28 protein-coding genes are annotated in these 25,110 nt (G+C 61.2%); 17 read left to right on the top strand and 11 right to left on the bottom strand.

The window, feature by feature from the left end:
* Nucleotides 1-50: 50 nt before the first annotated feature.
* From ACKAMS_RS03625 to ACKAMS_RS03615, 3 genes are all read left to right on the top strand, one after another.
* Nucleotides 51-800 (top strand): SDR family oxidoreductase, encoded by a 750-nt coding sequence (locus tag ACKAMS_RS03625; RefSeq protein ID WP_408988614.1) that lies wholly within the window; start codon nt 51-53, stop codon nt 798-800.
* Between the two features lie 62 nt (nt 801-862).
* Nucleotides 863-1,327 carry an Rrf2 family transcriptional regulator gene (locus ACKAMS_RS03620; protein WP_020909359.1) on the top strand — a complete coding sequence of 155 codons (465 nt, stop codon included), beginning with the start codon at nt 863-865 and terminating at the stop codon, nt 1,325-1,327.
* 118 nt (nt 1,328-1,445) lie between these two features.
* On the top strand, nt 1,446-2,588 hold the full coding sequence (locus ACKAMS_RS03615) for a diguanylate cyclase (protein ID WP_408988613.1): 1,143 nt from the start codon (nt 1,446-1,448) through the stop codon (nt 2,586-2,588).
* Nucleotides 2,589-2,614: 26 nt separating this feature from the next.
* Here the strand turns inward: ACKAMS_RS03615 and ACKAMS_RS03610 are convergent, their stop codons facing one another.
* On the bottom strand, nt 2,615-3,499 hold the full coding sequence (locus ACKAMS_RS03610; protein WP_408988612.1) for a helix-turn-helix domain-containing protein: 885 nt from the start codon (nt 3,497-3,499) through the stop codon (nt 2,615-2,617).
* A gap of 167 nt (nt 3,500-3,666) precedes the next feature.
* On the opposite strand from ACKAMS_RS03610, the gene ACKAMS_RS03605 reads away from it, so the two are divergent.
* The 4 genes from ACKAMS_RS03605 to ACKAMS_RS03590 are packed head-to-tail and all read left to right on the top strand — an operon-like array spanning nt 3,667 to nt 7,023.
* On the top strand, nt 3,667-4,704 hold the full coding sequence (locus tag ACKAMS_RS03605; RefSeq protein ID WP_046379407.1) for a zinc-dependent alcohol dehydrogenase family protein: 1,038 nt from the start codon (nt 3,667-3,669) through the stop codon (nt 4,702-4,704).
* 42 nt (nt 4,705-4,746) lie between these two features.
* On the top strand, nt 4,747-6,219 hold the full coding sequence (locus tag ACKAMS_RS03600; RefSeq protein ID WP_084325425.1) for an MFS transporter: 1,473 nt from the start codon (nt 4,747-4,749) through the stop codon (nt 6,217-6,219).
* Nucleotides 6,194-6,580: a DUF2255 family protein gene (locus ACKAMS_RS03595; RefSeq protein WP_408988611.1), complete on the top strand. Its 387-nt coding sequence runs from the start codon at nt 6,194-6,196 to the stop codon at nt 6,578-6,580. The genes ACKAMS_RS03600 and ACKAMS_RS03595 overlap by 26 nt, the downstream gene beginning before the upstream one ends.
* A gap of 29 nt (nt 6,581-6,609) precedes the next feature.
* Nucleotides 6,610-7,023: a cupin domain-containing protein gene (locus ACKAMS_RS03590; RefSeq protein WP_020971009.1), complete on the top strand. Its 414-nt coding sequence runs from the start codon at nt 6,610-6,612 to the stop codon at nt 7,021-7,023.
* Between the two features lie 13 nt (nt 7,024-7,036).
* Here the strand turns inward: ACKAMS_RS03590 and lexA are convergent, their stop codons facing one another.
* Nucleotides 7,037-7,726 carry a transcriptional repressor LexA gene (gene lexA / locus ACKAMS_RS03585; protein WP_020909365.1) on the bottom strand — a complete coding sequence of 230 codons (690 nt, stop codon included), beginning with the start codon at nt 7,724-7,726 and terminating at the stop codon, nt 7,037-7,039.
* A 77-nt stretch (nt 7,727-7,803) separates the two neighbouring features.
* On the opposite strand from lexA, the gene ACKAMS_RS03580 reads away from it, so the two are divergent.
* Nucleotides 7,804-8,274 (top strand): hypothetical protein, encoded by a 471-nt coding sequence (locus tag ACKAMS_RS03580; protein WP_408988610.1) that lies wholly within the window; start codon nt 7,804-7,806, stop codon nt 8,272-8,274.
* 83 nt (nt 8,275-8,357) lie between these two features.
* Here ACKAMS_RS03580 and ACKAMS_RS03575 read toward each other — a convergent pair whose 3' ends face one another.
* Entirely contained in the window at nt 8,358-9,857 is a 1,500-nt protein-coding gene (locus ACKAMS_RS03575; RefSeq protein WP_182262919.1) for an NAD(P)/FAD-dependent oxidoreductase, read from the bottom strand.
* Nucleotides 9,858-10,490: 633 nt separating this feature from the next.
* Here ACKAMS_RS03575 and ACKAMS_RS03570 point away from each other — a divergent pair.
* Both ACKAMS_RS03570 and ACKAMS_RS03565 read left to right on the top strand, forming a co-directional pair.
* Nucleotides 10,491-11,036: a LuxR C-terminal-related transcriptional regulator gene (locus ACKAMS_RS03570; RefSeq protein ID WP_259349350.1), complete on the top strand. Its 546-nt coding sequence runs from the start codon at nt 10,491-10,493 to the stop codon at nt 11,034-11,036.
* Between the two features lie 167 nt (nt 11,037-11,203).
* Nucleotides 11,204-12,091 carry a ScbA/BarX family gamma-butyrolactone biosynthesis protein gene (locus ACKAMS_RS03565; RefSeq protein ID WP_021345753.1) on the top strand — a complete coding sequence of 296 codons (888 nt, stop codon included), beginning with the start codon at nt 11,204-11,206 and terminating at the stop codon, nt 12,089-12,091.
* A gap of 38 nt (nt 12,092-12,129) precedes the next feature.
* On the opposite strand, the gene ACKAMS_RS03560 is transcribed toward ACKAMS_RS03565, so the two are convergent.
* Nucleotides 12,130-12,774 (bottom strand): ScbR family autoregulator-binding transcription factor, encoded by a 645-nt coding sequence (locus ACKAMS_RS03560; protein WP_003940238.1) that lies wholly within the window; start codon nt 12,772-12,774, stop codon nt 12,130-12,132.
* Nucleotides 12,775-12,860: 86 nt separating this feature from the next.
* Between ACKAMS_RS03560 and ACKAMS_RS03555 the strand changes: the two genes are divergently transcribed.
* Entirely contained in the window at nt 12,861-13,703 is an 843-nt protein-coding gene (locus ACKAMS_RS03555) for an NAD-dependent epimerase/dehydratase family protein (RefSeq protein ID WP_408988609.1), read from the top strand.
* A gap of 218 nt (nt 13,704-13,921) precedes the next feature.
* Here the strand turns inward: ACKAMS_RS03555 and ACKAMS_RS03550 are convergent, their stop codons facing one another.
* Nucleotides 13,922-14,428: a hypothetical protein gene (locus tag ACKAMS_RS03550; protein WP_021331800.1), complete on the bottom strand. Its 507-nt coding sequence runs from the start codon at nt 14,426-14,428 to the stop codon at nt 13,922-13,924.
* Nucleotides 14,429-14,646: 218 nt separating this feature from the next.
* Nucleotides 14,647-15,303 carry an alpha-ketoglutarate-dependent dioxygenase AlkB gene (locus ACKAMS_RS03545; RefSeq protein ID WP_141488279.1) on the bottom strand — a complete coding sequence of 219 codons (657 nt, stop codon included), beginning with the start codon at nt 15,301-15,303 and terminating at the stop codon, nt 14,647-14,649.
* 94 nt (nt 15,304-15,397) lie between these two features.
* Here ACKAMS_RS03545 and ACKAMS_RS03540 point away from each other — a divergent pair, with 94 nt between their 5' ends.
* From ACKAMS_RS03540 to ACKAMS_RS03530, 3 genes are read left to right on the top strand one after another with little or no spacing between them, the layout of a single operon-like run.
* Nucleotides 15,398-15,742: a helix-turn-helix transcriptional regulator gene (locus ACKAMS_RS03540; RefSeq protein ID WP_141488278.1), complete on the top strand. Its 345-nt coding sequence runs from the start codon at nt 15,398-15,400 to the stop codon at nt 15,740-15,742.
* A 2-nt stretch (nt 15,743-15,744) separates the two neighbouring features.
* Nucleotides 15,745-16,227, top strand: coding sequence for an SRPBCC family protein (locus tag ACKAMS_RS03535; RefSeq protein ID WP_029256428.1), 483 nt, complete (start codon nt 15,745-15,747; stop codon nt 16,225-16,227).
* Between the two features lie 40 nt (nt 16,228-16,267).
* Nucleotides 16,268-16,696 carry a VOC family protein gene (locus tag ACKAMS_RS03530; protein WP_019745616.1) on the top strand — a complete coding sequence of 143 codons (429 nt, stop codon included), beginning with the start codon at nt 16,268-16,270 and terminating at the stop codon, nt 16,694-16,696.
* Here the strand turns inward: ACKAMS_RS03530 and ACKAMS_RS03525 are convergent.
* From ACKAMS_RS03525 to ACKAMS_RS03505, 5 genes are read right to left on the bottom strand one after another with little or no spacing between them, the layout of a single operon-like run.
* Complete coding sequence (locus tag ACKAMS_RS03525) at nt 16,659-16,952, bottom strand: Ada metal-binding domain-containing protein (protein ID WP_020971022.1); 294 nt, start codon at nt 16,950-16,952, stop codon at nt 16,659-16,661. The two genes, ACKAMS_RS03530 and ACKAMS_RS03525, sit on opposite strands and share 38 nt — an antisense overlap.
* Entirely contained in the window at nt 16,942-17,661 is a 720-nt protein-coding gene (locus tag ACKAMS_RS03520) for a 2OG-Fe(II) oxygenase (protein ID WP_141488277.1), read from the bottom strand. The genes ACKAMS_RS03525 and ACKAMS_RS03520 overlap by 11 nt, the downstream gene beginning before the upstream one ends.
* Nucleotides 17,662-17,682: 21 nt before the next feature.
* Nucleotides 17,683-18,702, bottom strand: a complete 1,020-nt coding sequence (locus ACKAMS_RS03515) for an ABC transporter substrate-binding protein (RefSeq protein WP_408988608.1) — start codon at nt 18,700-18,702, stop codon at nt 17,683-17,685.
* Nucleotides 18,699-20,087: an MFS transporter gene (locus tag ACKAMS_RS03510; RefSeq protein ID WP_408988607.1), complete on the bottom strand. Its 1,389-nt coding sequence runs from the start codon at nt 20,085-20,087 to the stop codon at nt 18,699-18,701. Before ACKAMS_RS03510 ends, ACKAMS_RS03515 begins: the two co-directional genes overlap by 4 nt.
* A 46-nt stretch (nt 20,088-20,133) precedes the next feature.
* Complete coding sequence (locus ACKAMS_RS03505; protein WP_007729752.1) at nt 20,134-20,553, bottom strand: MerR family transcriptional regulator; 420 nt, start codon at nt 20,551-20,553, stop codon at nt 20,134-20,136.
* 132 nt (nt 20,554-20,685) lie between these two features.
* On the opposite strand from ACKAMS_RS03505, the gene ACKAMS_RS03500 reads away from it, so the two are divergent.
* The 3 genes from ACKAMS_RS03500 to ACKAMS_RS03490 all read left to right on the top strand — a co-directional run bounded on the left by ACKAMS_RS03500 (nt 20,686) and on the right by ACKAMS_RS03490 (nt 25,095).
* Nucleotides 20,686-22,095: an ABC1 kinase family protein gene (locus tag ACKAMS_RS03500; RefSeq protein ID WP_408988606.1), complete on the top strand. Its 1,410-nt coding sequence runs from the start codon at nt 20,686-20,688 to the stop codon at nt 22,093-22,095.
* Between the two features lie 77 nt (nt 22,096-22,172).
* On the top strand, nt 22,173-23,900 hold the full coding sequence (locus tag ACKAMS_RS03495; protein ID WP_408988605.1) for a PucR family transcriptional regulator: 1,728 nt from the start codon (nt 22,173-22,175) through the stop codon (nt 23,898-23,900).
* A 79-nt stretch (nt 23,901-23,979) separates the two neighbouring features.
* On the top strand, nt 23,980-25,095 hold the full coding sequence (locus ACKAMS_RS03490) for an NDMA-dependent alcohol dehydrogenase (protein ID WP_408988604.1): 1,116 nt from the start codon (nt 23,980-23,982) through the stop codon (nt 25,093-25,095).
* The last annotated feature ends 15 nt before the right edge of the window (nt 25,096-25,110 follow it).

Here is a 25,110-nt window from a genome sequence, read left to right as displayed (position 1 = left end):
TTGTGTCCGAGTATACTTGGACACGACTTATCCGAGTAAAGGAGAAAATCGTGAAGATCGTCATTTTCGGAAGCGGACTGATCGGAAGCCAGGTCGCCGCCAAGCTCGCTGACGCCGGGCACGACGTGAAGGCGCTCGGCCGGGCAGACGGGATCGACATCACCACCGGCGCAGGAATCGCCGAAGCAGTCGATGGTGCCGACGTCGTCGTGGATCTGACCAATTCCCCGTCGTGGTCGGACGAAGACGTCTTGGCCTTCTTCCATGACGGAACCAGCCATATCCTCGCCGCAGAAGAGAAGGCGGGCGTCGGTCACCACGTCATCCTGTCCATCGTCGGCGCCGATCGACTGCCCGATTCCGGGTACATGCGAGCCAAAATCGCCCAGGAAGACCTGGTCAAAGCCGGCCCGACCCCATACACGATCGTCCGATCGACCCAGTTCTTCGAGTTCGTCGCCGGAATCGCCGACGCCGGAACCACCGACGGCACGGTCCATGCAACACAGGCACATCTGCAGCCCATCGCATCACGGGACGTCGTTTCTCACGTCGCCGAGGTAGTGACCGGTGCGCCGCGTGACGGCACGGTCGAAATCGCCGGGCCCGAACCACTGGGCATCGACGAACTGGTCCGGCGCCTGTTCGTCGTCACCGGCGACAAGCGCTCGGTGATCTCCGACCCCGAGGCCGGGTACTTCGGTGCGAAACTCGACAACTCGGCACTCACCCCGACACCCGGCGCCGACGCATGGATCGCGCGGACAACGTACGACGCGTGGCTTGCCGAGAAGGCCTGACGTCGACCACTCGAGCGACGTCCGGCCCGCATCACGTTCCACCACGTCGATAGAGTTCAACCATGAAGCTTTCCGGAGGCGTGGAGTGGTCACTCCACTGCTGTGTGGTTCTCAGCCAGGCCGAGGGGCCGGTACCCACAGCCAGACTCGCCGAACTTCACGGGGTGTCGAAGACATACCTGGCGAAGCATCTGCGAGCGCTCGCGCACGCCGGTCTGGTCAATCCGACCGAGGGCCGAGACGGTGGGTACGTCCTCACCCGGGCTCCCGAGAAAATCACCGTTCTCGACGTCGTCCAGGCGGTTGACGGCACTGAACCTGCGTTCCGGTGCACGGAGATTCGACAGCAAGGAATCCTCGCCGCTCCACCGGAGCAATGCCGTTCCGCCTGCGGAATTGCCAAAGTCATGGCCGACGCCGAAAAAGCCTGGCGCGCATCGCTGTCGGGAGTCACGATTGCAGATCTTGCTGCAACCCTGGATCTTCCGGCACTCAGAAAGATCCTGACCACACCGATCGCACCTTAGAGCGGCCCACACCTCACGAGGCATCAATCCATCGTTCAACTATCGGGTACCTTGTTCGGGGATCAAATCTTGACGAAGAATCTTCCGGGAATTTTCGCAAGATCTCGGAGGGGGTTTCATGGGAGTCAGTGGCGCTGCGGGGTTGGGGCAGAACATTCGTCAAACAACTGGACTGTTGCGTCGCTGGTGGTCTCTTGCCTACGACGGTGAATGGTTCCCTCGGTTTCTGGCTGCTCGATCGATGTTGGGGACAGCCAGAGTGGTCGTCACCTTTTGGTGCGCCGTGTTCGTGGCACTCGCCGTACTGGCTCAATTCGTGAAGGGTGGCGCAACCGACCTCCCTGAACGGCTCGCGGCGGGCGCAGCATGCATGATCGCGCTCTACTGCATGATTCGCTGGTCACTCGGACGGTCCTGGCCGAGCCACCACCAATCCGTTCGTTTCATTTCGCTCACCAATATCTGCTTGTCCTTGATACTTCTCGCCGGAATCCATTCGAGCTTCCTGGCGTTGACCGGCGCCGTTCTGTTCGTGGTCGTCGCGAACTATTCGTCGGTATTCCACAGCCCTCGAATAGTCACGGCACAGATCGTCGGCGCGCTGTTCGTCGTTGCCCTACTGACAATTCGCGCTGTAACCGATCCGGATACCGATTCTTCGCTGTCGGTGTCCACTGGATTCGTCATCGGGTGTGTTATCGCGTCCGCCGCGATGACCGTGCATTTCCTCGTCTTGTACCTGACCGACGATGCACGACACTCTTGGCGCGATCCACTCACCGCTGCTCTGAACCGACGTGGGCTGCACAACGTCTGGCAACAGCTGTTCGGTGTCGGCGAACTCCAAGGACACGTTGTCCTCGCGGTGGTGATCGATGTCGATTCGTTCAAGAGCGTGAACGACAAACTGGGTCACGCAGAAGGTGATCGGATGCTGGTGACAGTCGGTCGGCGTCTGAACTCAGCGGTCGGAGAGGTCGGGTTGGTTGCCCGGACAGGCGGCGACGAGTTCGTGATTCTCATGCCCGTGGAGCCACGTCGCATCGAACAAACCGTGGTCGACATTCACAATTCGATATCGCGGCCCGCCGGTCGGCAGTCGATTTCCGTGAGCGTAGGAGCCAGCGTGTGGCTGTCCTCGACAATCCCGGACGCTTCAGGAACCATCGATCGGATACTTGCCGACGCCGACAACGCGATGTATCGAGCCAAGCGACGGAGTGGAGACCAGGTGGCCTGGGCGGTAACGCATCTGAGCTGATCGACAGGTCTACTTGCCGACCGAACTCAGAGCGCCGCTTCGCTGTCGTTCGCCGGATCCAACTGATCCTGGGTTGCCGCCCAACTCGCCAAGAGTTTGAGTGCGTCAGCCGTGGGCGTCCCCGGCGCCGCTGTGTAGACCAGCAGCGTCAGCCCGGGATTGGACGGCAGTTCCATCGCCTCGAAGTTCAGCTCCAGGTCGCCGACGACGGGGTGACGAACCTTCTTGAATCCCGTCCGATGAAAGCGCACATTGTGCTTCGCCCACCGGGTGCGGAATACCTCACTGCGAGTGGCAAGTTCACCGATGAGCTCGGTCAGCGCCTTGTCATGGGGATTGCGTCCCGCTTCCGAGCGGAGCATCGCGGCGATGTCGTCTGCCGCGCGCTCCCAATCTACGAAGAAGTCCTGCGACGCCGGGTCCAGGTACACGAAGCGGGCGTTGTTCGCCGGCCTACGCGGATCAGCCAAGACTGGCGAATACAACGCGCGCGCCATGCGATTGGCCGCCAGCATGTCGTGCCTGGCATTGCGTACCCACGCCGGCGCGTCGGTGATGGCGTCGAGTATCTGCTGAATCGCCGGGCTCACGCCCTTGGGGGCGGGCCGCTTTCTACTCGGTGCGCCTGCACTGGCGGCCTTCGCGAGGTCGTACAAATGGGTAGTTTCGGCTTCGTCGAGTTGCAGTGCTCGGGAAAGACTTTCGAGCACCGAGTCCGACGCTCCCGCCAAATTTCCGCGTTCCATGCGCACGTAGTAGTCGATGCTCACACCGGCGAGCAGAGCGACTTCCTCACGGCGCAACCCCTTGACGCGACGGTTTCCGCCGTAAGCCGGGAGCCCTGCCTGCTCGGGTGTGATGCGAGCACGACGGGAGCTGAGGAATTCGCGGATCTCGGCTCGGTTGTCCATGCAGTTCACGTTACTCGAGCGGCGAAGACCGAGGGAGGTACTGCCGTTACCTGGAACAACAGACACTCCCGCGCTCGCGAGGCGCCGCGTTGACTGATTGCAGTCGACCGGTTCACGCAGAAACGTCGACTTCCAAGCACGCGACACCAGAAGCAAGAGGGGACACCATGCGAGCAACCATCATGTACGGCGCCGGAGACGTTCGGGTCGAGACCGTGCCCGATCCGGTACTGCAGCAGCCGACGGACGCGATCGTGCGGGTCGTCAGGGCCTGCGTTTGCGGCTCTGACCTGCACCCTTACCACAACATGCCGGCAACACCCGGTGGTTCCCCGATGGGCCACGAATTTGTCGGAGTAGTTGAAGAGACCGGTCGCGAGGTGTCCACGTTGAAGAAGGGCGACTTCGTCATCGCCCCCTTCGCCTGGTCCGACGGGACCTGCGACTTCTGCCGCGAAGGCTTGCAGACGTCCTGCCGACACGGCGGCTTCTGGGCCGGAAACGGGATCGGAGGCGGGCAGGCGGAGGCCATCCGAGTGCCGTTGGCAGACGGCACCCTGGTCAAGGCGCCGGTCGGTCAGGACTCCGAACTCCTGCCGTCACTGCTCACGCTCTCCGACGTCTTCGGCACCGGCTATCACGCGGCGGTCAAGGGTGGCGTCAACCAACGCACGACGGTCACGGTCATCGGCGATGGAGCCGTGGGGCTGATGGCAGTGCTCTCCGCCAAACGCCTCGGCGCCGAGCGCATCATCCTCATGGGGCGCCACAAGACCCGCACGGATCTCGGTCTCGAGTTCGGAGCCACCGATGTAGTTGCCGAACGTGGGGACGAGGGCATCGAGAAAGTCCGCGAACTGACCGGAGGCGACGGCACTCATGTCGTCCTCGAAGCGGTAGGTCACATGCCTGCCTACGAGCAGTCACTCGGAGTTGTCCGACCGGGCGGCGTCATCAGTCGAGTCGGAGTACCCCAATACGAAGAAGCCCCAATCGGATTCGGGACGCTCTTCGGACCCAACATCACGCTCACCGGTGGACCGGCTCCGGTGCGCGCGTACATCGAAGAGCTGATGCCGGATGTTCTCGACGGAAAGATCGAGCCGGGCAAGGTCTTCGACCACACCGTCGGGCTCGACGACGTAGCGGAAGGCTATCGAGCCATGGACTCCCGTGAATCGTTGAAGGTCCTCGTCCGCCCGTAATCCACCACTTGCGAACGTCCACCACTTGCGAAGAAGAAGCGCGTGACCCACACTGCCAACCGTCCCGTTGCCGGTCGCATCAATTCCACCGCGATCCTGGCGATCATTCTGATCAGCTATTTCATGATCCTGCTAGACAATTCGATCATCTTCACCGGGCTACCCAGCATCCAAAGCAGCTTGGGTTACTCGGCAACCGGGCTGTCCTGGGTCCAGGACGCCTACACCCTGGTGTTCGGCGGCCTTCTCCTGCTGGGCGCTCGTCTCGGGGATATCTTCGGCCGTCGTCGCGTATTCGTCTCCGGTCTCGCAATTTTCGCGATTGCGTCGTTTCTCGTCGGGGTCGCGCCGAACGGTTGGTGGCTCATCGCGGCGCGCGCTCTCCAAGGCGTCGGAGCCGCAGTGGTGGCCCCGGCGTCGCTGTCACTGCTGACCGCCAGTTTCCCGCCCGGGCCGGAGCGAACGCGCGCTGTTGCCTGGTACGGCGCTGCCGCAGGAATAGGCGCCAGCCTCGGACTCGTGATCGGCGGCGCCCTTGCCGACTGGGTGTCTTGGCGCGCAGGCTTTTTCATCAACGTTCCGATCGGAATCGCGATGATCGCGCTCGCGCCCCGGTTCATTCCGGAAACCGAACCCAACTCCGGACGTTTCGATGTGGCGGGCGCTGTTCTCGCCACACTCGGCATGACCGCACTCGTCTTCGGCACCGTCAACTCGGCCGAAGCGGGGTGGACCTCACGGATCACTGTTGCGACACTGGCGGCCGGGGCGATACTACTGACCTTGCTCTTCCTCAACGAAGCGAGAGCGGAGCAGCCGATCATGCCACTGCGGTTGTTCCGCAGCCGGGAGCGATCCGGGGCGTACGCCGCCCGAATGCTCTATCTGGGCGCCATGATCGGATTTTTCTACTTCACGACTCAGCTACTCCAAGGCGTCATGGGCTTCAGCGCGTTCCAAGCTGGCATCGCCTTCTTCCCGATGACGATCGTCAATTTTGCTGTGGCGATGCTGATTCCGCGACTGACACCACGATTCGGAAATTCCGCAATTCTGTCGGTTGGCATTGCCGTCACCCTCGCCGGGATGGCGTGGCTCAGTCTGGTCCATCCCGGTAGCACGTATCTCACTGCGATAGCACTTCCGATGATATTGATCGGCGCCGGGCAGGGGTTGGCTTTCGCTCCGCTGACTTCTGCCGGTATCTCCGGGGTAGAGGCCGAGGATGCCGGTGCCGCATCAGGATTGGTCAACACTGCACACCAACTGGGCAGTGCTCTCGGACTCGGCATCCTCGTCGCAGTTTCCGCGGGCGCCGGAGCCTCTGCCGACGACGCTACAACGGCACTCACCGATCACGTATCAACGGCTCTCACCGCAGGCACCGCCCTGCTGGCCGCTTGTCTCGTCATCGTCCTCGCACTGATCGTCCCGGCTACGAGAACGCGAAGTACCACAAAGCAATTCGAACAGGAGAAAGGAAGCCGAGATGTCGCACTCGTGGACCGAGGCTGAACTGACCAAGATCGGTGGTGCCGAGGAATTGCAGATCTCCTCTAACCGCCGCGACGGCACCGCAAGGCCGTGCGTCACGATTTGGGTCGTCCGTGCCGACAACCAACTGCACGTGCGCTCGGCATACGGAACCGACAACCCGTGGTTCGTCCGAGCAACGGCAAGTGGAAGGGGCCGAATCCGCGCAGGAGGAATTGAGCGGGACGTGGTGTTCGAGTCCGCCGCACCGGATGCGCACTCGGCGATCGACTCCGCCTACCACACCAAGTACGACCGCTACGGCCCGCAGATCGTCGGCTCCGTCACCGGCCGCGCCGCCGCACCCAACACCATTCGACTTGTTCCGCTGACGCAGAACTGAACCGCCCCTTTCGATTCCGAGGAGACCTCATGGAACTCTTGAAGCCCCAGCCCACCAGCAAAGCACCCAGCGACTGGTTCACCGGCGACGTCTGGTGGGACGTCATCTACGCCGGCCAGGAGCCGTCGAGGATGCGCGCCAACATGGTTCGCTTTGCACCTTGTGCGCGAACCGACTGGCATTCCCATGTCCTCGGGCAGACCCTCCACATCGTCTCCGGGACCGCGCTGGTTCAAGCTCGCGGCGGCGAGATCGTCGAAGTTCACCCGGGCGAGACCATCTATACCCCGGCAGGAGAGGAACACTGGCACGGCGCGGCACCCGACCGTTTCATGACCCACCTTGCGCTGTGGGAAGGACCCGGCGACGGAAGCACCGAAACGACATGGGGCGACAAAGTCACCGATGAGGAATACAACGGTCCCCGCGCCAACCATCGCTGAGACCGGACACCACTCAGATACGTCGCATCACCGAAACAACCTTGCCCAAGATGGCCGCGCGATCGCCGTCGATGACGCTGTATGCGGGATTACGAGGCTCGAGGTACACGTGACCGTCGCGGCGTCGGAGCACCTTCACGGTGGCCTCGCCGTCGATCATCGCGGCGACGATCTCGCCGGAATGCGCCTCGTCCTGGCGCCGCACCACGACGACGTCGCCGTCGCAGATTGCTGCGTCGACCATCGACTCACCGCGCACCCGAAGTCCGAACACCGTGCCGGAGCCGACGAGCTCGCGGGGAAGCGCCAGCACCTCGTCGGCGTGCTCCTCCGCGAGGATCGGCGCGCCGGCCGCAATGTCACCGACGACCGGAACCGTCACGGTGTTCGACGACGACTGTTCCTTCGCTCCCACGAGGAACGGCCGCACGTCCAACTGCCGAGCCATGGCCGCTCCCCTACGGAGGAAGCCCTTCTCTTCGAGGCTCTTGAGGTGCTTGGATACCGTCGACGTCGAGCGCAGACCAACCGCGTCTCCAATCTGCCGTGTGCTCGGCGTGCACCCGTTGGCAGCCACGAGATCCCGGATGGTCATCAGAATCTGCTGCTGGCGGAGCGGCAGGGAGGAGGCGTCGAGGCCACCGAACATGTCGAGATCGTCGTAATCGGTCACGACGAGAATCGTAGTGAGGGGTCCCGACATCCAATCCAGGCAGCCGCAGCCTGCCAGAAACGGCACAGGCAGTTTGTTTCCCGAGTGGCGCATGGCACGCTGAGCTCATGGAGCCTCTCGAACCGATGCGCTCGGTGAGCGTTCCCGCCGACACTTATGCGTCGACGCCGATCTGGAAGTCGGCGCCGGTCACCTTGGCAACGGTGGGCGTGTTTGCCTACGCATTGATGTCCACGAGAACCGGCGTCGTCGAAGTTGCACTTGGTGCGGTGATCGCGATCGCCGGCGCCGCCCTCTACTGCATGTCAGTGATGCGCACGATCAGAGAAAACTCGGGCAGCCGCGTACCTCTGCTCGGAACCCCACCCGTCTCGCCCCGTGACGTCGACCTGCTCGCCGCGGCCGGGATGCCCTTGATCATGGGCGGATCGTTGCTGGTCATTCGATCAGCGGGCTGGACCTGGCCCTATCTCTACCTCGGACTGCTTGCCGTGATCATGGTTGCTGTCTATGTTCTTCCCGTGGTTGTGCACAACCGACGAACGCGGAAGCGAACTCACCGATCACAAACCCCGTGACGCTTGGGGACGTCGACGCAACATCACTAGCCCATTCACCGACGTCTGGGTGGTGCGACCGGTTCACCCCCCGGTGGAGTCGACTATGCGCTGGCGACCTTGCTATCAGGCACGACAGGAATGTCTACCTTGCTGAACTGCAGCACACCGTCTTCGATCTCGGCGTCGTGCATCAGCTTGCGGTCGCGGTAGTAATTGTTGACCACTTTCCACGCGCCGCGGGCACCCTGACGCGGCATTTCTCCGTCGCCGCGCTGGATGTAGCCCGAGGTCAGGGCTCCGCCCATGAGAGATTCTTCGGCGAAGTCCTCGGGTTCGGCGTGAACCTCGAAAGTCGTGTAGCTGCGATCGCGCATGATCTTGAGCACGCGACACAGATAGGACGCGGCCAGGTCAGCCTTGAGCGTCCACGACGCGTTGGTGTAGCCGAGAATCATCAGAAAGTTGGGAATGTCGGAGTAGAGCACGCTCTTGTAGGCCACAGTCTCGTTGAGCTTGACCGGCTCGCCGTCGATGCTCATGGTCGCGCCGCCCAGAATCTGTACGTTCAAGCCGGTCGCCGTGACGATGACGTCGGCCTCGATTTCGCGGCCCGACTCGGTCACGATGCCCTTCTCGGTGAACGTGGCGATACGGTCGGTGACGATGTCGGCCTTGCCGCTCTTGAGCACCTTGAACAGGTCCCCGTTGGGAACCACGCACAGGCGCTGATCCCACGGGTTGTAACTGGGTGTGAAGTGACGCAGGTCCACGTTCTTGCCGAGCTGCAGGCGGATCTGGGCGAGGAACAGCTTCTTGGCCAGCTTCGGGTTGGTGCGAGAAAGCTGAAAGCTGGCGCGTTGCAGTGCGATATTGCGGGCTCGACCAATCTTGTAAGCAATCTGGTCGGGAACGCGTGCGAGCTTGAGCCCCTTGGCAACAGGGTCCTCGGACGGAAGCGCCTGGATCCACGTGGGCGAGCGCTGCAGCATGGTGACGTGACCGGCGGTGGGGGCCATCGACGGGATCAGCGTGATCGCGGTGGCACCGGAACCGATGACCACTACCTTCTTTCCGGTGTAATCGAGATCCTCCGGCCAGTGCTGCGGGTGCACGATCTGACCGCGGAAGTCGTCCTCACCGGGGAAGGCGGGGCGGTAGCCCTTGTCGTAGTTGTAGTAACCACAGGCGCCGACGAGGACGTTCGCGGTCCACGTCTCGGTCTCCCCCGTCGACTCGACCAGGACGGTCACGGACCACTGCGCGGCGGTACGGTCGAAGTCCATAGACACGACCTTGCGGCCGAAGTTGATGTGGTCGGTGACGCCGTATTCCTTGGCGGTTTCCTCGACGTAGTCACGGATACTGGCGCCGTCTGCGAGCACTTTGGTGCCGATCCAAGGACGGAAACCGAATCCGAAGGTGAGCATGTCGGAGTCCGAACGGATGCCCGGGTACTTGAACAGGTCCCAGGTGCCACCGATGTTCTCGCGACGCTCGAGGATCGCGTAAGTGCTTCCGGTCTTCTCACGAATGAGGTGGCAAGCCGCGCCGATTCCGGACAAGCCAGCGCCGATGATCAGTACGTCGACATGCTTTGTCATGGAGGAAACTCGTTTCGTAGGTCGTCGCGAAGCTACATCTGGCGTCGGCAGTGGCCGAGAACGATCGGCCGGTTCAGGCCGGGTTCCCTAAGGTCAGCGCCAATGTACAGGGTATGTGCAACTGACGGTAACAGTCAATATCTCGACCCGACTGGGTACAGAACATTGAGAGTGCGACGCACCGCCTCGCGGAAACTCGATCGAGACGACTGAATGCCGCCAGCCACTGGAGAGTCGTTCACGTCGTCGACGGAACGTCCAATGGCTCGTCTACGCGGGATACTCATCGCCCAAATATTCAGCGCCCTAGCATAATTCGAAGGTCCACGATCAGGTGTCGGACGCGCGAGTCTCCATGGGCGGACGGACAACTGCGCTATCGCTGTCACCCTTCGTGCGCATCAGTGAAGAGGTCACTCCGATAACGAGCCCGCTGACGAAACCACGCTGAAACCAACGGTTTTGGATTCGCAACGCGGAAAACGGGCGGACTGGACCTCCGCCGGTGATGTAGTCGCTATGACACACTCCAGCACAGTCACGGTGTACACCACTCATAGCGATCGAGGGTTCGCCAATGCAATCGCTGCCGGAATAAGCGCCGGGGCTTATTCCGCGCCACAAACCGCAGACATGAGCCTGTTAAGGCACCACACCAGCGATCACGGTAGAGCGCTTGTTCTCCTACCCAGCGGGGGCGTCGATTGGCAGGTGAAGGAGCTTTCCGCACTCGAGGGATCGGTCCTGGTCGGCGATCTCAGTAGCGGCCGCTCCATGATTCGGGGGCTTGCTGCGGGCGCCCACTCCGCGCTCAACTCTCAACTCCCGTTCGCATCGCTGCTCGATGAGCTGCAGGCCGCACTCAACCCCAATTCCGCTCAACCTGCACACGAGAAGTCCTCGCTCGTACAACGCATCCGGTTGCGCACCGAAGAATCCGCACGAATCGGCAGTCTCACCGATCGCGAATTCGAGATCGTGGGTCTTCTCTACGGCGGTTCGAATGTCGACTCGATTGCTCGAACCGCCCACATCGCACCGACCACGGTTCGCGCCCACGTCCGAAGCATCCTGCAGAAACTGGGGGTGCACTCCCAACTGGAGGCATGCGCGATGCTCCGCCGCTCTGGTCACGACGCACGCAGACACCCGCTGGAACTTCGGATCGGACGCTTCTAGCAGGAAGTGCCCCAGACACACTCGTTGAGATGGGTGCTACCTCTGATCGAACTCGACCTTCGCAAAGATCGTCAATTTTGACGATTCGACGACGTGTCCGGACGTCGAAAATTGGTTCCTACACGACACCGAAGACACGAGCGAACATCGAAAGGTGCATTCAATCAATGGAATACACACGCACAGTGCCGCGGCATCTCGTCCACAGACATGCTGTTGCCGAGGTTTTCTTGACGGACTACCGGATCGAATCGGACTCGGCGTACCAGGTTGCTGTGCAACTCCCGCTCTCGCACCGGATATTCGACGTATCGAGCGAGCAACACGATCCACTCGGGGTGGCAGAAGCATTTCGACAGGCAGTGGTGCTTCTCTGCCACACCCGATACGAGATTCCACTGCACTACAAGTTCCTCATGGAAACATTCAGCTTCGAGATGTTGGATGCGCTCGACGTGCAACCAGTCGCGGAGCCGTTGAGTTTCTCGATGACAGCGGACAACCTCACTCATCGCGACGGAGCGGTCTCGGGTGTCGAAGTGTCGGGGATCCTCAGAGAGGGCAACCGGCACGTCGCCAGATGCAAAGCTGTTGCGCGAGGAGTCAGCCCCGAGGGATATCGTCGAATTCGGCAAGGACGAGAAGACCACCGCCCGAGCCGGCGCATCCTTCCTTCCGGAACCGCGGTGGTCGGATCGGAGCGAGTCGGACGCCTAACCGATGGAGATGTGCTCATCAGCACTGATCCTGCTCGGCACACGATGTTCTGCACTCCCGATCCGCGCAACCACTCCCTTTTCGACCACCCCGTCGACCACATCCCAGGAATGATTCTTTTCGAGGCCGCCCGACAAGCGGTCCGATTCCACATCGGCAACCCAGCAACCAAGATCGCCTCACTCTCGGCGGTCTTTCCGAGGTTCACTGAATGGGAAACGCCGTGCGAGGTGTCAACGACCCCCCTTGACGCGTCAGGCCATGTGCACCGAGTTCGGTTCACTCAAGAACTGGAAACCACCGCGGAACTTGAACTTACAGTTGCGGACCAATCATGAGAGGGAACGAACACGTTCTTCTCGTCGCGTCTTCCACGTCAAGCGCTCGGTGCTTCCCACTCTCTCGGTGCAAGCGCCGCCAGTTGCATGACGTGCGCCAACTTGTCCTCGCGGACGATCGTTGGCAGCACCAAGTTCCACATCTGACTCAACCGCTCGTACAGATCGGTTCTGCCCGTAAGCATTTCCGAGAGAATTTGCACTCCGGTGAACGACCCCACCACAAATCGAGCCAACGCGTCGATATCGGTGCCCGGGACGATATCGCCGGCTTCGGCGGCTTGGGTTGCCACCTGCTTGATAGCCTCGATCCAATCGAGATACGGCTGTTCGATGGGACCTTGAATACTGCCGATCTCCATCGTCAACCGCATGCCACCTCGCGCGATGGGCTCGGTCACAAGCTGCCGAGCCATCTCCTGCGAAACAAGCACCAGGGTTTCGACCGCGATGTCGGAATGCGCAGCAACCCTCCGGGTACCCTCCATCGCCATACCGTGCTGCGCTGCGATGACCGCGTGCGCAAGCTCCTCCTTCGACGCGAAATGAAAATACATCGCACCCTTGGACACGCCCCCGTGTTGCAAGATCGTGCCCAGACTGGCGGAGTACCCGAACTTCTCGAAGCTCTTCGCAGCACCCAAAATGACGGCCTGGCGCGTGAGGACCGCACGCTCCTGCATGATCTACCCAGCTCTCGTTGCCGACGGAATGAATCTCAACGATACGTCGAAAGACCCGGCAGCAACGCCCTCGACACGGACACACCATGACGACTCTGGTACTCGGAGCCACTGGTTTCATCGGCTCAGCAGTGATGAACCAGCTGGTTTCCCGGGACGGAAACGCTGCAATCGGTTTCGTTCGCACGGACAGCGCAGCCAAACAACTCAGCCGCAACGGAATTGCCGCCATTATCGGCGACATTGACGAAAGCGCCTCTCTACGAGTTGCAATGAGCCAGGCGTCGACCGTCATCTGCTGCGTGTCGTACGTGGGCGACGACGAACAACAGTGCGTTCACGTCAACGAACACGGCATACGAAACGTTGCGTCGTTCGCCGCCGCCGTAGGCGTCGAACGGCTGCTCTACGTCAGCACCGCCGCGGTGTACGGGCCAGGCCCGTTTCGAGACCTGCCCGTCAACGGCGCACCTCTCAAACCCCTCTCACCTGCCAGCCGCACGCGCGCCCTCGCCGAGGAGTTCGTGCGCGACGCCGGAGGCCTCGTCGTCCGGCCCCATCTCGTGTACGGACCCGGCGACAGATGGTTTCTGCCGACACTGACGCGAATCGTCTCTCGACTCGGCTCGATCATCGACAATGGTAGCGCGATCCTGTCAGTAGTCGACGTAAACCTACTCGCCCGATCTATCTACAAACTGTCGACAGAACAGCAATTTCGCTACGGCTCAACACTTCACGTCAACGAACCTGTCCCGCGGACAGTCATCGACCTTCTCGAGCATCATGCGCGGGAGACCAATTGGACTCTGCCCCAAAGCTCTATCCCCCGCGCCGACGCAGTGAAAGCTGCTGCCCAGCTGGGTCTCGACATGCACAAGATAGACATGATCAGTCTCGATCACTGGTTTCGGTCGAGACTGTACTGATGACACAAAGGTTGCTCTCGCCAAAACAACTGCCTCCCAAACTCTTCAGTTCTCATTCGGGATCATCCTGCGCAATGAACAGGACCTATTGCGCTGTCACTACAGACGAACAGTGCGAGCACTGATGGACGAAAACAATGGCTGCACAATGACGGCAGTGGTCGCGCCCGACACCGATTCTCTCAGGCAGATGGCGATCCACAGTTCCACTACCGGTGTCAGCTCCCGAAGTTCATGCCAGGGGTTGATGTGGGCGCACCAGCGCTGGGCAATGAGACCACCCAGGATGCTTGTTGCACCGCGTATGTGGTGTAAGGGAACATCGCCAGGTAGGGCTCGAGTCCTGGGTAGTCCGATACCCACATACTCGTCGGTTCATCGACGCTGCCGCAGGATGCCAGGACGACGTAGGAGCCGTCCGGGATATCGTTGATCGTCTGAACTGTTGTACCGGTGGGGATCACGCCGCTCTCGTAGATCGCCTGTCCTGGACCGATCGTGGCTTCGATTGGTGGCAGCACTCCGCCGGGCGCGTTCGCGAGCGAGGTGCTGCATTGCAGAGCTCCACCCGAATTGTTGGTGATGGTGTTGCTCACGGTCGAGCCGGAAGCACTGTAAGCGAAGGTGACGTCGGCAGCTGTGGAAGCTGAGGCCAGCGAGGGAGCAGCCATTGCCAACGGAAGAGCGGCAGCACCGATGAGGGCCGCTCGTGTGATCGAATGCATCGAATCTCCATCTCGTTCAGCCTGAAAGGTCGTCAGTTGATCTTGACATGAAACGAGACCAATTGGACGGATTCAACGTAGATTGATGTCTTCGCTAAAGACCACAGTTGGTGGCTATTTCAGAATGACCTGGGATGTCGATAAATTGAATGCCCGTTTCTTCTTCGAGTGCTGCCCACCGATCCCCTCGATTCGCGAGGCCGAAATCAGCCTGAGACTCACGACATTCCGGTATCCCGCAGGGTGATGTTCAGCCGCCCGGACGGCAGACCGATGTCGGGACTTGCACTTCCCGCAATAACTTTCGGCACTCCGTGATACGCGAACCGAGACTCCCCACCGAAGACGAAGAGATCACCCGAATGGAGTTCGACGTCGGTGTACGGCTTGTTCCGATTCTCGGAATTCCCGAACCGAAAGACACAACTCTGCCCGACGCTCAGTGAGACGACGGGAGCGTCGCAGCGCTCGTCCTTGTCCTGATGCATGCCCATCCGAGCGCCCTCGTCGTAGAAATTGATCAGCGCAGTGTCCGGCGTGTACCGCTCCCCCACAGTCGGACCATCATAGGCCGCGGCAACTGCGCTACGGCCGAGGCCAACGAGCCAGTCGGGCACAGCGGCAACCGGTTCACCGTTCACGTCGTCGGCGGTGCGCGTGTATTTGTACGGCTGCCAGTGCCAACCGAGACAGACTGTTTGCACCGACATCTTGTGCCCACCAGGGACGACGGCCGAGCGCATCGGTACGGGTGCGGTCGCCCACCGTCGGCACTCGGCCACCAAGGTGCGCTGTTGTTCGATGCTGAGCCAATCCGGAACGAGAATCGCCCCTGGCGCCACTTCCATTCGTGGCCGAGGAATCAAAGCGTTCATGAATTCCACGCTAATCGGTTTCGCAGCATTGACACCCTCCGCATGGACCCGTAGCGTAATCAACAGATTGGTTGATAAAGGAGATGGTTGACAAGTGATCGTGGATCCAGGGGCAGACGAGCGTCTCGACAAAGCGTTCATGGCGCTCGCCGACCCGGTACGACGGCGGATCATCGCCCGCCTGAGCACCGGCCCCCAAACGGTCAACGATTTGGCCGAGCCGTTCGAGATCACGAAACAGGCCGTCTCCAAACATATTCAGGTACTCGAAGCCGCGGGTTTGGTCACCCGCAGCCGCGAAGCCCAGAGGCGGCCGGTGCATCTCAACGCCGCAACTCTCGAGGCTTTGACCGCCTGGATCGACCACTATCGACTGATCCACGAACAACAGTTCCGCAAGCTCGATCACCTACTCAGCACCACACAGAAGGAGACTTAGCCATGGCTACCACCAATCCCGTCAGCATCACGGCTCCTGAGGGCGTGCCGTACATCGACATCACCCGCGAATTCGACGCACCCGTCAGTGCCGTCTTCGCAGCTCATTCGAATCCCGAACTGGTCAAGCAGTGGCTCGGCCCCAACGGATACGAGATGGAAATCGACGAATACGAGTTCGTGAGCGGCGGTCGATACAAGTACGTCCATCGCAACCCCGAGGGCGAAGAGTTCCGGTTCAACGGTGTATTTCACGTTGTTCGCGAGAACGACTTTGCCATCCAGACTTTCGAATACGAGGGATTTCCCGACGTCGTCAGCATCGAATCGATCACGTTCGAGGACCTGGGCAACGGACGCACCCGTCTCTCCGGCCATTCCGTATATCCGAGCCTCGAAGCGCGAGACGGAATGATCGAGAGCAATATGGAGCTCGGCGTCACCGAAGGTTACGAACGCCTGGACAAGATCGTCGCGCAACTCTGACCACCTGTTTACCCGAACCTCTTCAGCGAAAGGCAGTTTCATGGACTGGACCCTCGAAGTAGTCATCGTTCCCGTCAGTGACCTCGGCCGCTCCATCGAGTTCTACCGTGACAAGGTCGGTTTCGATCTCGACCACCACACCGTCAACGAACACATGACGGTCGCCCAGCTCACTCCGCGTGGTTCGGGCTGCTCGATCGTCATCGGCAACCTGCCGTCGCAAACCGAGATGGCCCCTGGTTCGTTGAAGGGATTGCAGTTGGTCGTGGCAGACGCTGCAACGGCTCGCCAAGAGCTCATCGACCGCGGCGTCGATGCCAGTGAGGTCACCGTCTTCGACGAGCGTGACGGGGGCACCTTCTTCGGATTCGCCGACCCGGACGGCAATACCTGGGCTGTCCAGCAGCTGAAGGTCCGCGGCGACAAGCCGCTCATTCCGAAGGAGTACCGCGACCGCTTCGGCGCGTAGCAACTGCCTTCCAGGCTGCGTAACCTTCGGGCATGCAGACGGCACAGGGGCGATAGCCGGCCGCAATCGCGGTCGGCTCGTCCGCGAAGAACACCCGACTGGCGACATACCCACCACGCGCGATTGCCTGCGCAGCCCCTCGACAGTCGAGTCGACCGTAGATCTTCGTTTTCCGATGTCCACCAAGCACACCGGGCGTCGAACTCTCGTAGGGTTTGTTGCGAGCGTCGCGGAGAATGTACGTCTTACTCAGCATCATGAAGCACCAATCCCAATGTTCGACGCGTGCCGGATTGCACCACACTGACACCATGTCGCACAGGGGCTCTCGACCACCCCCGCGAACTCTGCACCGGTCGATCCCGCGTGGTGAAGATCAACGCGTGACCTTGCTCGAGAACTGTCACCGTCCCTTTCGACTGGGCGCGCGGCCGCTGTTCCACGAGCAAGAACTCGCCGCCGGCGTGGTCGATGCGAGGTCTGTCGAGCCCGATCACGACTTGCAAGGGAAACACCAACTCTCCGTACAAGTCCCGATGCAATGCATTCCAGTCACCAGGTCCGTAGGACAGAAGGATCGGGGTAGGGCGATTCTGACCGGCGTCGTGACACTGATCGATCCATTCTTCGAAAGAATCCGGCCACGGTGCACCCTCGCCCAGCTTGAACGCCCACTCCCGCGCCACGGGCAGCAGGTGTCGGTAGAAGGCGGATCGCATAGCCGTGATCGGCTCCGGTACGGGATCGCCGAAGTACCGGTACTCCCCCTGGCCGAAGCGGTATCGAGCCATGTCGATGGTGCTCCGGAACCGGTCGACGTCCGAGTACCAGGAAGCAATTTCGCGGCACTCCGACTCGTCGAGTATCGGCGCCGTCTGGGCACACCCACTGGAGTTGATTCCCTCGATCAGCGCAGGCCAATCGAGGGAATCAACTCGAGCAGACAGATCGGTGAAGAGGTCCATACGTCGTAGACGACGCGGCGGTCAGGAATGTGAGAATGCCAGCAGCTGGTCAGCCAGATTGTTGTACGTACGGGCGATCCCGGCATAACTGAGCACGGGTTCCGGATTCCAGGTCCCGATCTTTCCCGCCTTCACCGCGGGCAAGTTGGACCACGCAGGATTGGTTCCGAGCGTATCCAGTTGCAAACTGGACGGGCGATCGTCGAGGAAGATCATGTCGGCCGGATAGTGGTCCGCCATCTCCCAAGCCAGTTTCTCGACGTAGACCGACGATCCCTCGGCCGGATCGACGACGGCAAGTCCCAATCCCGCCAGGTCTGCGAGGATCGGGAATCCCGAAAGACTGACACGAATCGTGTCCGCATCTGCGGACGCGAACAAAACCTGTGAATTATTCAGCGAAGAAGCAACTTTGGAGATCCGCGCACGCGCAGCGTCGTAGCCTTTTCGCTGAGCCTCCATATCCTGGTCCGCTCCGAGTTCCACGGCCAGTTCCACGATCTCTTGCACGGTTCGGTCGATGGTTCCTGCTGCCGTTTCCACGAACAGTACTGTCGACAAGCCTTTCACCGCATCCAAGTTCGCCTCGTCTAGTAGTGCCGAACCACGCAACTGAGGGACGATGACGACGTCCGACTCCAGCGCAGCGATCTTCTCGAGTTCCACTTGTCCCCAGAGCTGCCCGACCATGTCGGTCTTCGAGAAATCCAAGTTGCCGGAGATGCTGGTGTCCGTTGATCCCGGTGATCGTGTCAGCGCCCCGAAAACACCGACAGGCACCAGTCCGTAATCCCAGAGAGCGCCCGCGATACCGGTGTAGGTGACAAATGTCCTCGGCGGTGAATCTAATTCGATCAGGTTGCCGCGATCATCGGTGAAGGACCAGCCTGCATCGCCTTCACCCCCGGCGTCTGCGCCCGAACGCGAGCAACCGGCCGCTGCCAGCGCAGCAGCCAATCCTGCTGCAGCGCCGAGGAACCTGCGGCGACTCCAGTCCATCTCGAGATGCCGGTGCGGTCGTGGAGTGAACAGCGTGGTCATGTGTGTGCCCTTTCGGCGATTGGCTGAACTGTTGCAGGAGTTGACGAACGAGAAAAGAGAAGGATCGATACCAAACCCGTGAGCATTCCGACGCCGGCGCAGAAGACCAACGGCCACAGCAAGGCGAACTCGTCCGGACCGGCGAAGAGAGAGCCGCACAACGCAATTCCGACGGCAAGCCCGAATTGACGCGACGAGTTGGCTGTCGCCGAAGCCGTCCCGGCGCGCTCTGCCGGGGCGTCCGACATCGCGGCACCCGGCAGCACCGGCGACACCATCGCGGAACCGACACCGGTCAGAATCAGCCCGGCGATCAGCGCGGCGATCAGCGCGGGCCAGACCGGCTCGGCGAGAACGTACAGCATGGCCACGCAACCGATTCCGCAGAGAACCGTCCCGAATCCGAGCGACAGTCGAAGGTCGACTCGCTGAAGCCGTGATCCACACAGCGCCGACACGAAGACAAAAGCGAGCGGTTGAATCGAGAGCACGAGTGCGGCCGCCGATGCCGACAGTTCCAGCCCGTTCTGCAGCCACAATGAAAGGACTACGAGCGGGCCGTAGGCCGCGAGGTAGTACCCGAACGCAGCGACGAGGACGCCGTCGAATTTCAGGGATCGGAACAATGCCGGATCGAGCATCGGACTGCTGCCTCGACGCTGCCAGGACACAAACGCCGTCAGCGCACCGATTGCGATCAGGAAGGCAAGAACTGTCGACGACGAAGCCCACCCGATGTCGCCGCCCCACGTCACGCCGAGAACCGCGGCAACGGCAGCGAGGGTGAACAAAACGATTCCGGCCCAGTCGATGTTGCCGTCGCCGCGCTCACTGTCGGCGAAACAGAACACAGCCATTGCGAGCGCTACTGCGGCCACGGGGATTCCGAAATAGAAGACCGCACGCCAGTCGAAGGACTGCGTCAGCAGCCCTCCTGCAACGTTCCCGATTCCCGCCGCCAATCCAGCGACGGCGCCCCACGCAGCAAAGGCGACGTGACGATCGCGGCCCGAATATGCGTCGCCGAGCAGAGGCAGGAGCGTCGCGAACATCGCCGCACCGGCAATTCCTTGCGCGCCGCGAGCAACGACCAGAACCGTGACGTCCGGGGCAATCGCGCACACGGCCGTTGCAACCAGGAACACGACCAGTCCGCATATGTAGAGGCGTTTACGTCCCCACGCATCGCCGAGCGCGCCCATGCCCACCAGAAGCGCGGCAAGAGCCAGCGTGTAGGCGTCGACGACCCAGGACATCGCGCCCGTACTGCCGTCCAAACCGACTGCGATGGCCGGCACCGCGATTGTCGTGATGGTGGCGTACGTCAGTAACAGGAAAGTTCCGATGCATGCGGCGATGAGCGGCAGCCATCGTCGTGCCGACATGGTCAACCTCCGGATAGGGCGGTAAGTGCGCCCTAACTATGAAGGTTCAAGTCAACTTGAAGTCAAGCGCCGCTTCGACGCGTATGTCGAGCTGCTCGAGCAACCACGGGCACTGCATCGGACGCTCTTGCCGACACGTCAGGTGATGCTCGAGGATCAGTTTCGCTCGCGTAGCAGCGGCGATCTGCGCCTCGAGTGTCGACACTTGATCTGCGAGAACCGTCGAGAACTGGTCGGACGTGGTGTCGGTTTCGATGAAGGACCGCACCTGTTCCAAGGACATTCCCGTCTCGGTGTACATCCGGATCAATGCCAGCCGGCGCAGCTCACGCTGCCCGTACCAGCGTTTGCCGCCAGTTCGCGACCGCGCGGACAGCAGTCCTTCGTCCTCGTAGTAGCGCAAGGTCGACGCCGCAATTCCGAACGATTTTGCAACCTCGCCGATCGGGATCAAGTGCTCACGCATTCACCGATCGTAGGCTGAACGCGTAGGCGGTTCCGGCAGTTATGTGTGACTTGGCATACTGACTAACGGAAGGGGTCGCGTAAGTGATCTCACGGCAAAATGCTGGATGCGCTCGTAGAACGAGGGAGAGCTGTGCTGGATCCAACGCGACCTGTCGGGCCGTACTCGTCAGGAGTGCCCGCCACTGCCCTCGAAGTCCACATGCCGGACCTCGAACGCTTCGGCCTCGCCCAGTTGTGGCGTTCCGCGATCATCGCCGTCGTGTTGTCGACGTCGATCATGCTGGCACTGATCGTGTGGCCTTTCCGCAAGCGTGGACGCACGTGGGCTGACGCTGCCTCCGACGGGATGGTCGACGGCTTCATCGCGCTGGGTCCCACCTTCGTCAAGCTCGGTCAACTGGTCGCGTCGTCGTCCGGCCTGTTCCCCGGCCCCGTCGCCAATGCATGCCTACGTTGCCTCGACGACGTTCCGTCATTTCCTGCCGAGCAGGCCAGAAGCGTCGTGCACGAAGACCTCGGATACTCCGTAGACGACCTGTTCGCGAAATTCGACGACGTACCTCTCGCGGCCGCGTCGGTAGCGCAGGTACACGCGTGCGTTCTGCACGATGGCCGCGAGGCCGTCATCAAGATCCAGCGTCCGGACATCTATGCGCGGATGCTGATCGACCTGAGGGCGGCGTACTGGGGCGCGAACATCCTCGAGAAGTTTGTCGAGTTCCTTCGAATTGCCAATGCCACCGCCATCATTCGCGATCTGCACAACGCAACGATGACGGAGTTGAACAGCGCGGTCGAGGCCGACCGGCAGACCACATTCCGGAACAACATCAGCGCATTCGGTGACAACAAAGGAGTCACGACACCGGAGGTGTACTGGGACTACTGTGGTCCCCGCGTCATCTGTATGGAACGCATGCGCGGCGTTCCACTGGATCGGTTCGTCGCCGGTCCGGACGGCATCGACGAAGCCCGCATGCTGATCCGGCGCGGAGTGAAGGTCTGGCTCGAATCAGTCATCGTTCACGGTCCGTTCCACGGAGATGTCCATGCGGGAAATTTGTGGGTCCTCGACGACGGCCGGATAGCGATGCTCGACTTCGGCATCGTCGGCGTCCTTCCCGAGACATGGAGATCCATCCTTTCCGACATGTTCCGAGCCACCCTCATCGACGGTGATTTCGCCCGTGTCGCCCGCGGAATTCGATCCTTGGGATATGCAACCGACTACGAAGTCGACGACGATCAGCTCGGCATGCAGGTCGCAACGGCCCTGGCCCCGATTCTCGGCCGTGACCTCGGTGAACTCAAGCTCAGTGAATTGATCATGGCACTGATTCAGTTGGGCAAGCAGTGGGGTGTTGCGAGTCCCGAGGAATTGGTTCTTTTCGGTAAACAACTCGGATACTTCGAGCGATATGCGACGGCGTTGGCACCTGGTTGGGTGATCGGACAAGACCTTTATCTGTTCAAGAACGTTTTTCCAGAGGCAGTCGCCGAAAAGGTGCAGGAACTCGGCATCACCATGCCTGACGAATAAATTTGTCCCCTATTTCCTTATTCTGCATTTCGTCTGTCGGGGTTAGCCTGTAATGACCCACCGGCCGAGGAGCAAATGTGCAGCCACTTTCTGTAGCCCTCCCGCAAGCGTCGACAGGTCCGAGGAATAACGGGCCGAGTGTCGGCACCACCCTCGGCGCCCTCATGCATTCCACGGACAAGTCCGTGATCGAACTTCTGGAAAGCCCGGAAGGACTCGATGTCGAAATCCGTTCGATCGCCCTCGTCGAGTCCTCCGATATCGACGGCACCGACAGCCGTGGTGCGATCTCCGACATCTACCTCCCCGTAGGGGTGCCCGAATCGACGTTGACGCAGTGGCTGCGAAAGTTCGAAGGCAGGCAGGCGAGGCGTCGCCCGAAGCTTCTGCTCGTCAAGAATGCGCGCGAGGCGACGACGGTTCTCACCGCCGCACGTAACATCGGGATCGCAGTGGCCGCGGTACATCCGCAGGCTAGTTCCGGGCACGTCTATTCGCTCGTACTACGGCTTCTGACACAGAGCATGTACCGTTCGCGGGCCGTCGCAGGAGTTGTGGCCGGTGGTGATTCGGATCTGTTCGCGCTCTCGGAAACGATCGCCGAATTGACTGGCGGACTCGTGACGATCGACGACACGGCACTCCACGTCATCGCATATTCCTCTGCTCACGAAGGCGAAGACGAACTCCGTCAGCTCTCCATACTCGGCCGGGAGTGGCCGATCGAATACACCGAATGGATAGAGAGCAGAGGCGTGTTCGAGCATCTCAGGCGATCGGACGAGGTCATCAGTCTGCCCTCCGAGCCGAGCATCGGAGCCGCGCAGAGGCTGGCTGTGAGCATCACCCGCCCGGACCTGTCAGCGCCGACGGGCTCTGTTGCACACCAACACAATCTCGGCAGCATCTGGGTGCAGCGCGCCTCTGAACCTCTTTCCCACGACGCCCAAGCGGTATTGCGGGGTGCAGCGGCGGTCGCCGCACGCATTCTCATGCGTACCTTGGACGCCTCCAGCCGCGAGAATGCCCAAGTGCAAAGGCTGTTCGGCGTTCGCTCCGGTGGGGTCGACATGCACTCGCTGGCCGGTTCTTTCGGCATCAACACCGACGGACCGTCTGCGGTCGTCGGATTTGCGACATCACTCTCGCCCGGATCGAATCTCGATCGAATCACCAACGCCTTGCGCCTGCGCGCCAGCGCATTCCGCAGCGACGCGGTCACGACGATCATCGACAACCGGATCTACGTATTGTTCCCTCAGGCCGACCACGAGGTCGCTGTCAGCGACTGGGCTTACGACACCGTGCGAGTAGTCGAGGACCGTGCGGGCATCAGCGTGCGCGCCGCAGTCGCGGTCCCGATCGCGCGGTTGCACGGCGTACCCGAAGCGCGTCGAGAGGTGGACCGCGTGCTCGATACCACCGATGATCACGAAACCTCGAAGGTCACCACACTCGCGGCGTCACGCACCGCGGTGTTGCTGGGCGAGATACTCGACCTCGTTGCCGATCACGAGCGATTGCGAGACCCTCGTATCGACAGACTCGTCTCCTACGACGACAAGAACACCTCTGACATGCAGTTCACGCTCACGGCCTACCTGACAGCTTTCGGGGATGTGAAGAAGGCCGCCTCGTCTCTGAAAGTACATCCGAACACGCTGCGCTACCGCATTCGGCGCGCTGAACAGATCATGGGCATTTCGTTGGACGAGCCGGACACGCGACTGCTCACCGAACTGCAACTCGCCATCTTGGGACGAACCCCGGACGAATCCGAAAAATACGAAACGTCCGATCAGTGAGATGGGCCTCGAGCCCGTCCTGAACTCTCGAGTAGACAACTGAGGTAGCCGAAGAACAACTCTCACCTCAGGAGACAACTTGCGCACTCGTGGAGCCGTCATTCGCCAAGCACCAGGCACATACGAGGTGGTCGACCTCGAACTCGATTCACCCCGCAGCGGCGAACTCACTGTCAAGATGGTCGCCTCCGGCCTGTGCCACTCGGACGATCACATCGCCAGCGGCGACCACGGAGTCGGCCGCTATCCCATCTGCGGTGGACACGAAGGCGCCGGAATCGTCGTCGAGGTCGGGTCGAACACCGAAGGATGGTCCGAGGGCGATCATGTCGTGTTCTCGTTCCTCGCCGCCTGCGGCCGCTGCCGTTGGTGCGCAAGCGGAATCCAGAACCTCTGCGACAACGGTGCTGCCATCATGACCGGCAGCAGGCCCGGCGAAACCTCCAGTTACAGAATGTCTTTCGACGGTCAGCCAGTCGCACAAACCTGCGGCCTGTCCACCTTCAGTGAATACACCACGGTCAGCACTCTCTCGGCCGTGAAAGTCGACAAGCACCTGCCGCTCGACGCTTTGTGTCTGCTCGGCTGCGGCGTCGGAACCGGTTGGGGCGCCGCGGTCAACTCCGCTCAGGTGTACCCCGGGCAGACCGTCATCGTCATGGGAGTCGGCGGAATCGGAATCAACGCGGTACAGGGCGCCTCGCATGCCGGCGCCGCCCACGTGATCGCGGTGGACCCGGTTGCGTTCAAGCGCGACAGTGCATTGAAATTGGGGGCGACCCATGCCGTGGCCACCATGGAGGAAGCCACGGACATCGCGCGCTCGTTCACCAACGGCCAGGGCGCGGATTCCGCCATCGTCACCGTCGGCGTCACCACCGGAGAACATGTCGCGCAGGCGTTCTCGTCAATCCGCAAGGCAGGAACTTGCGTCGTCACCGGTCTCGGGAAGATGACGGACATCGGCATTCCCGTGAGCCTGATGGAACTCACCTTGTACCAGAAGAGAATTCAAGGATCCTTGTTCGGCGCATCCAATCCCACTGCCGACATTCCCTGGATGATCGATCTCTATACCAGCGGCAAGCTCGAACTCGACGGACTCATCACCAACCGGTACAGCCTCGACCAGATCAACGACGGTTTCGCCGACATGCATGCCGGTCGCAACCTGCGCGGAATCATCACCTTCTGAGCGAGTTCTCTCCGG

Source organism: Rhodococcus sp. 5A-K4 (assembly GCF_046097995.1).
Taxonomy (GTDB): Bacteria; Actinomycetota; Actinomycetes; order Mycobacteriales; family Mycobacteriaceae; genus Rhodococcus_F; species Rhodococcus_F erythropolis.
The sequence above is the reverse complement of the archived record's forward strand: the minus strand, read 5'-3'. Positions and strand labels throughout refer to the sequence as shown.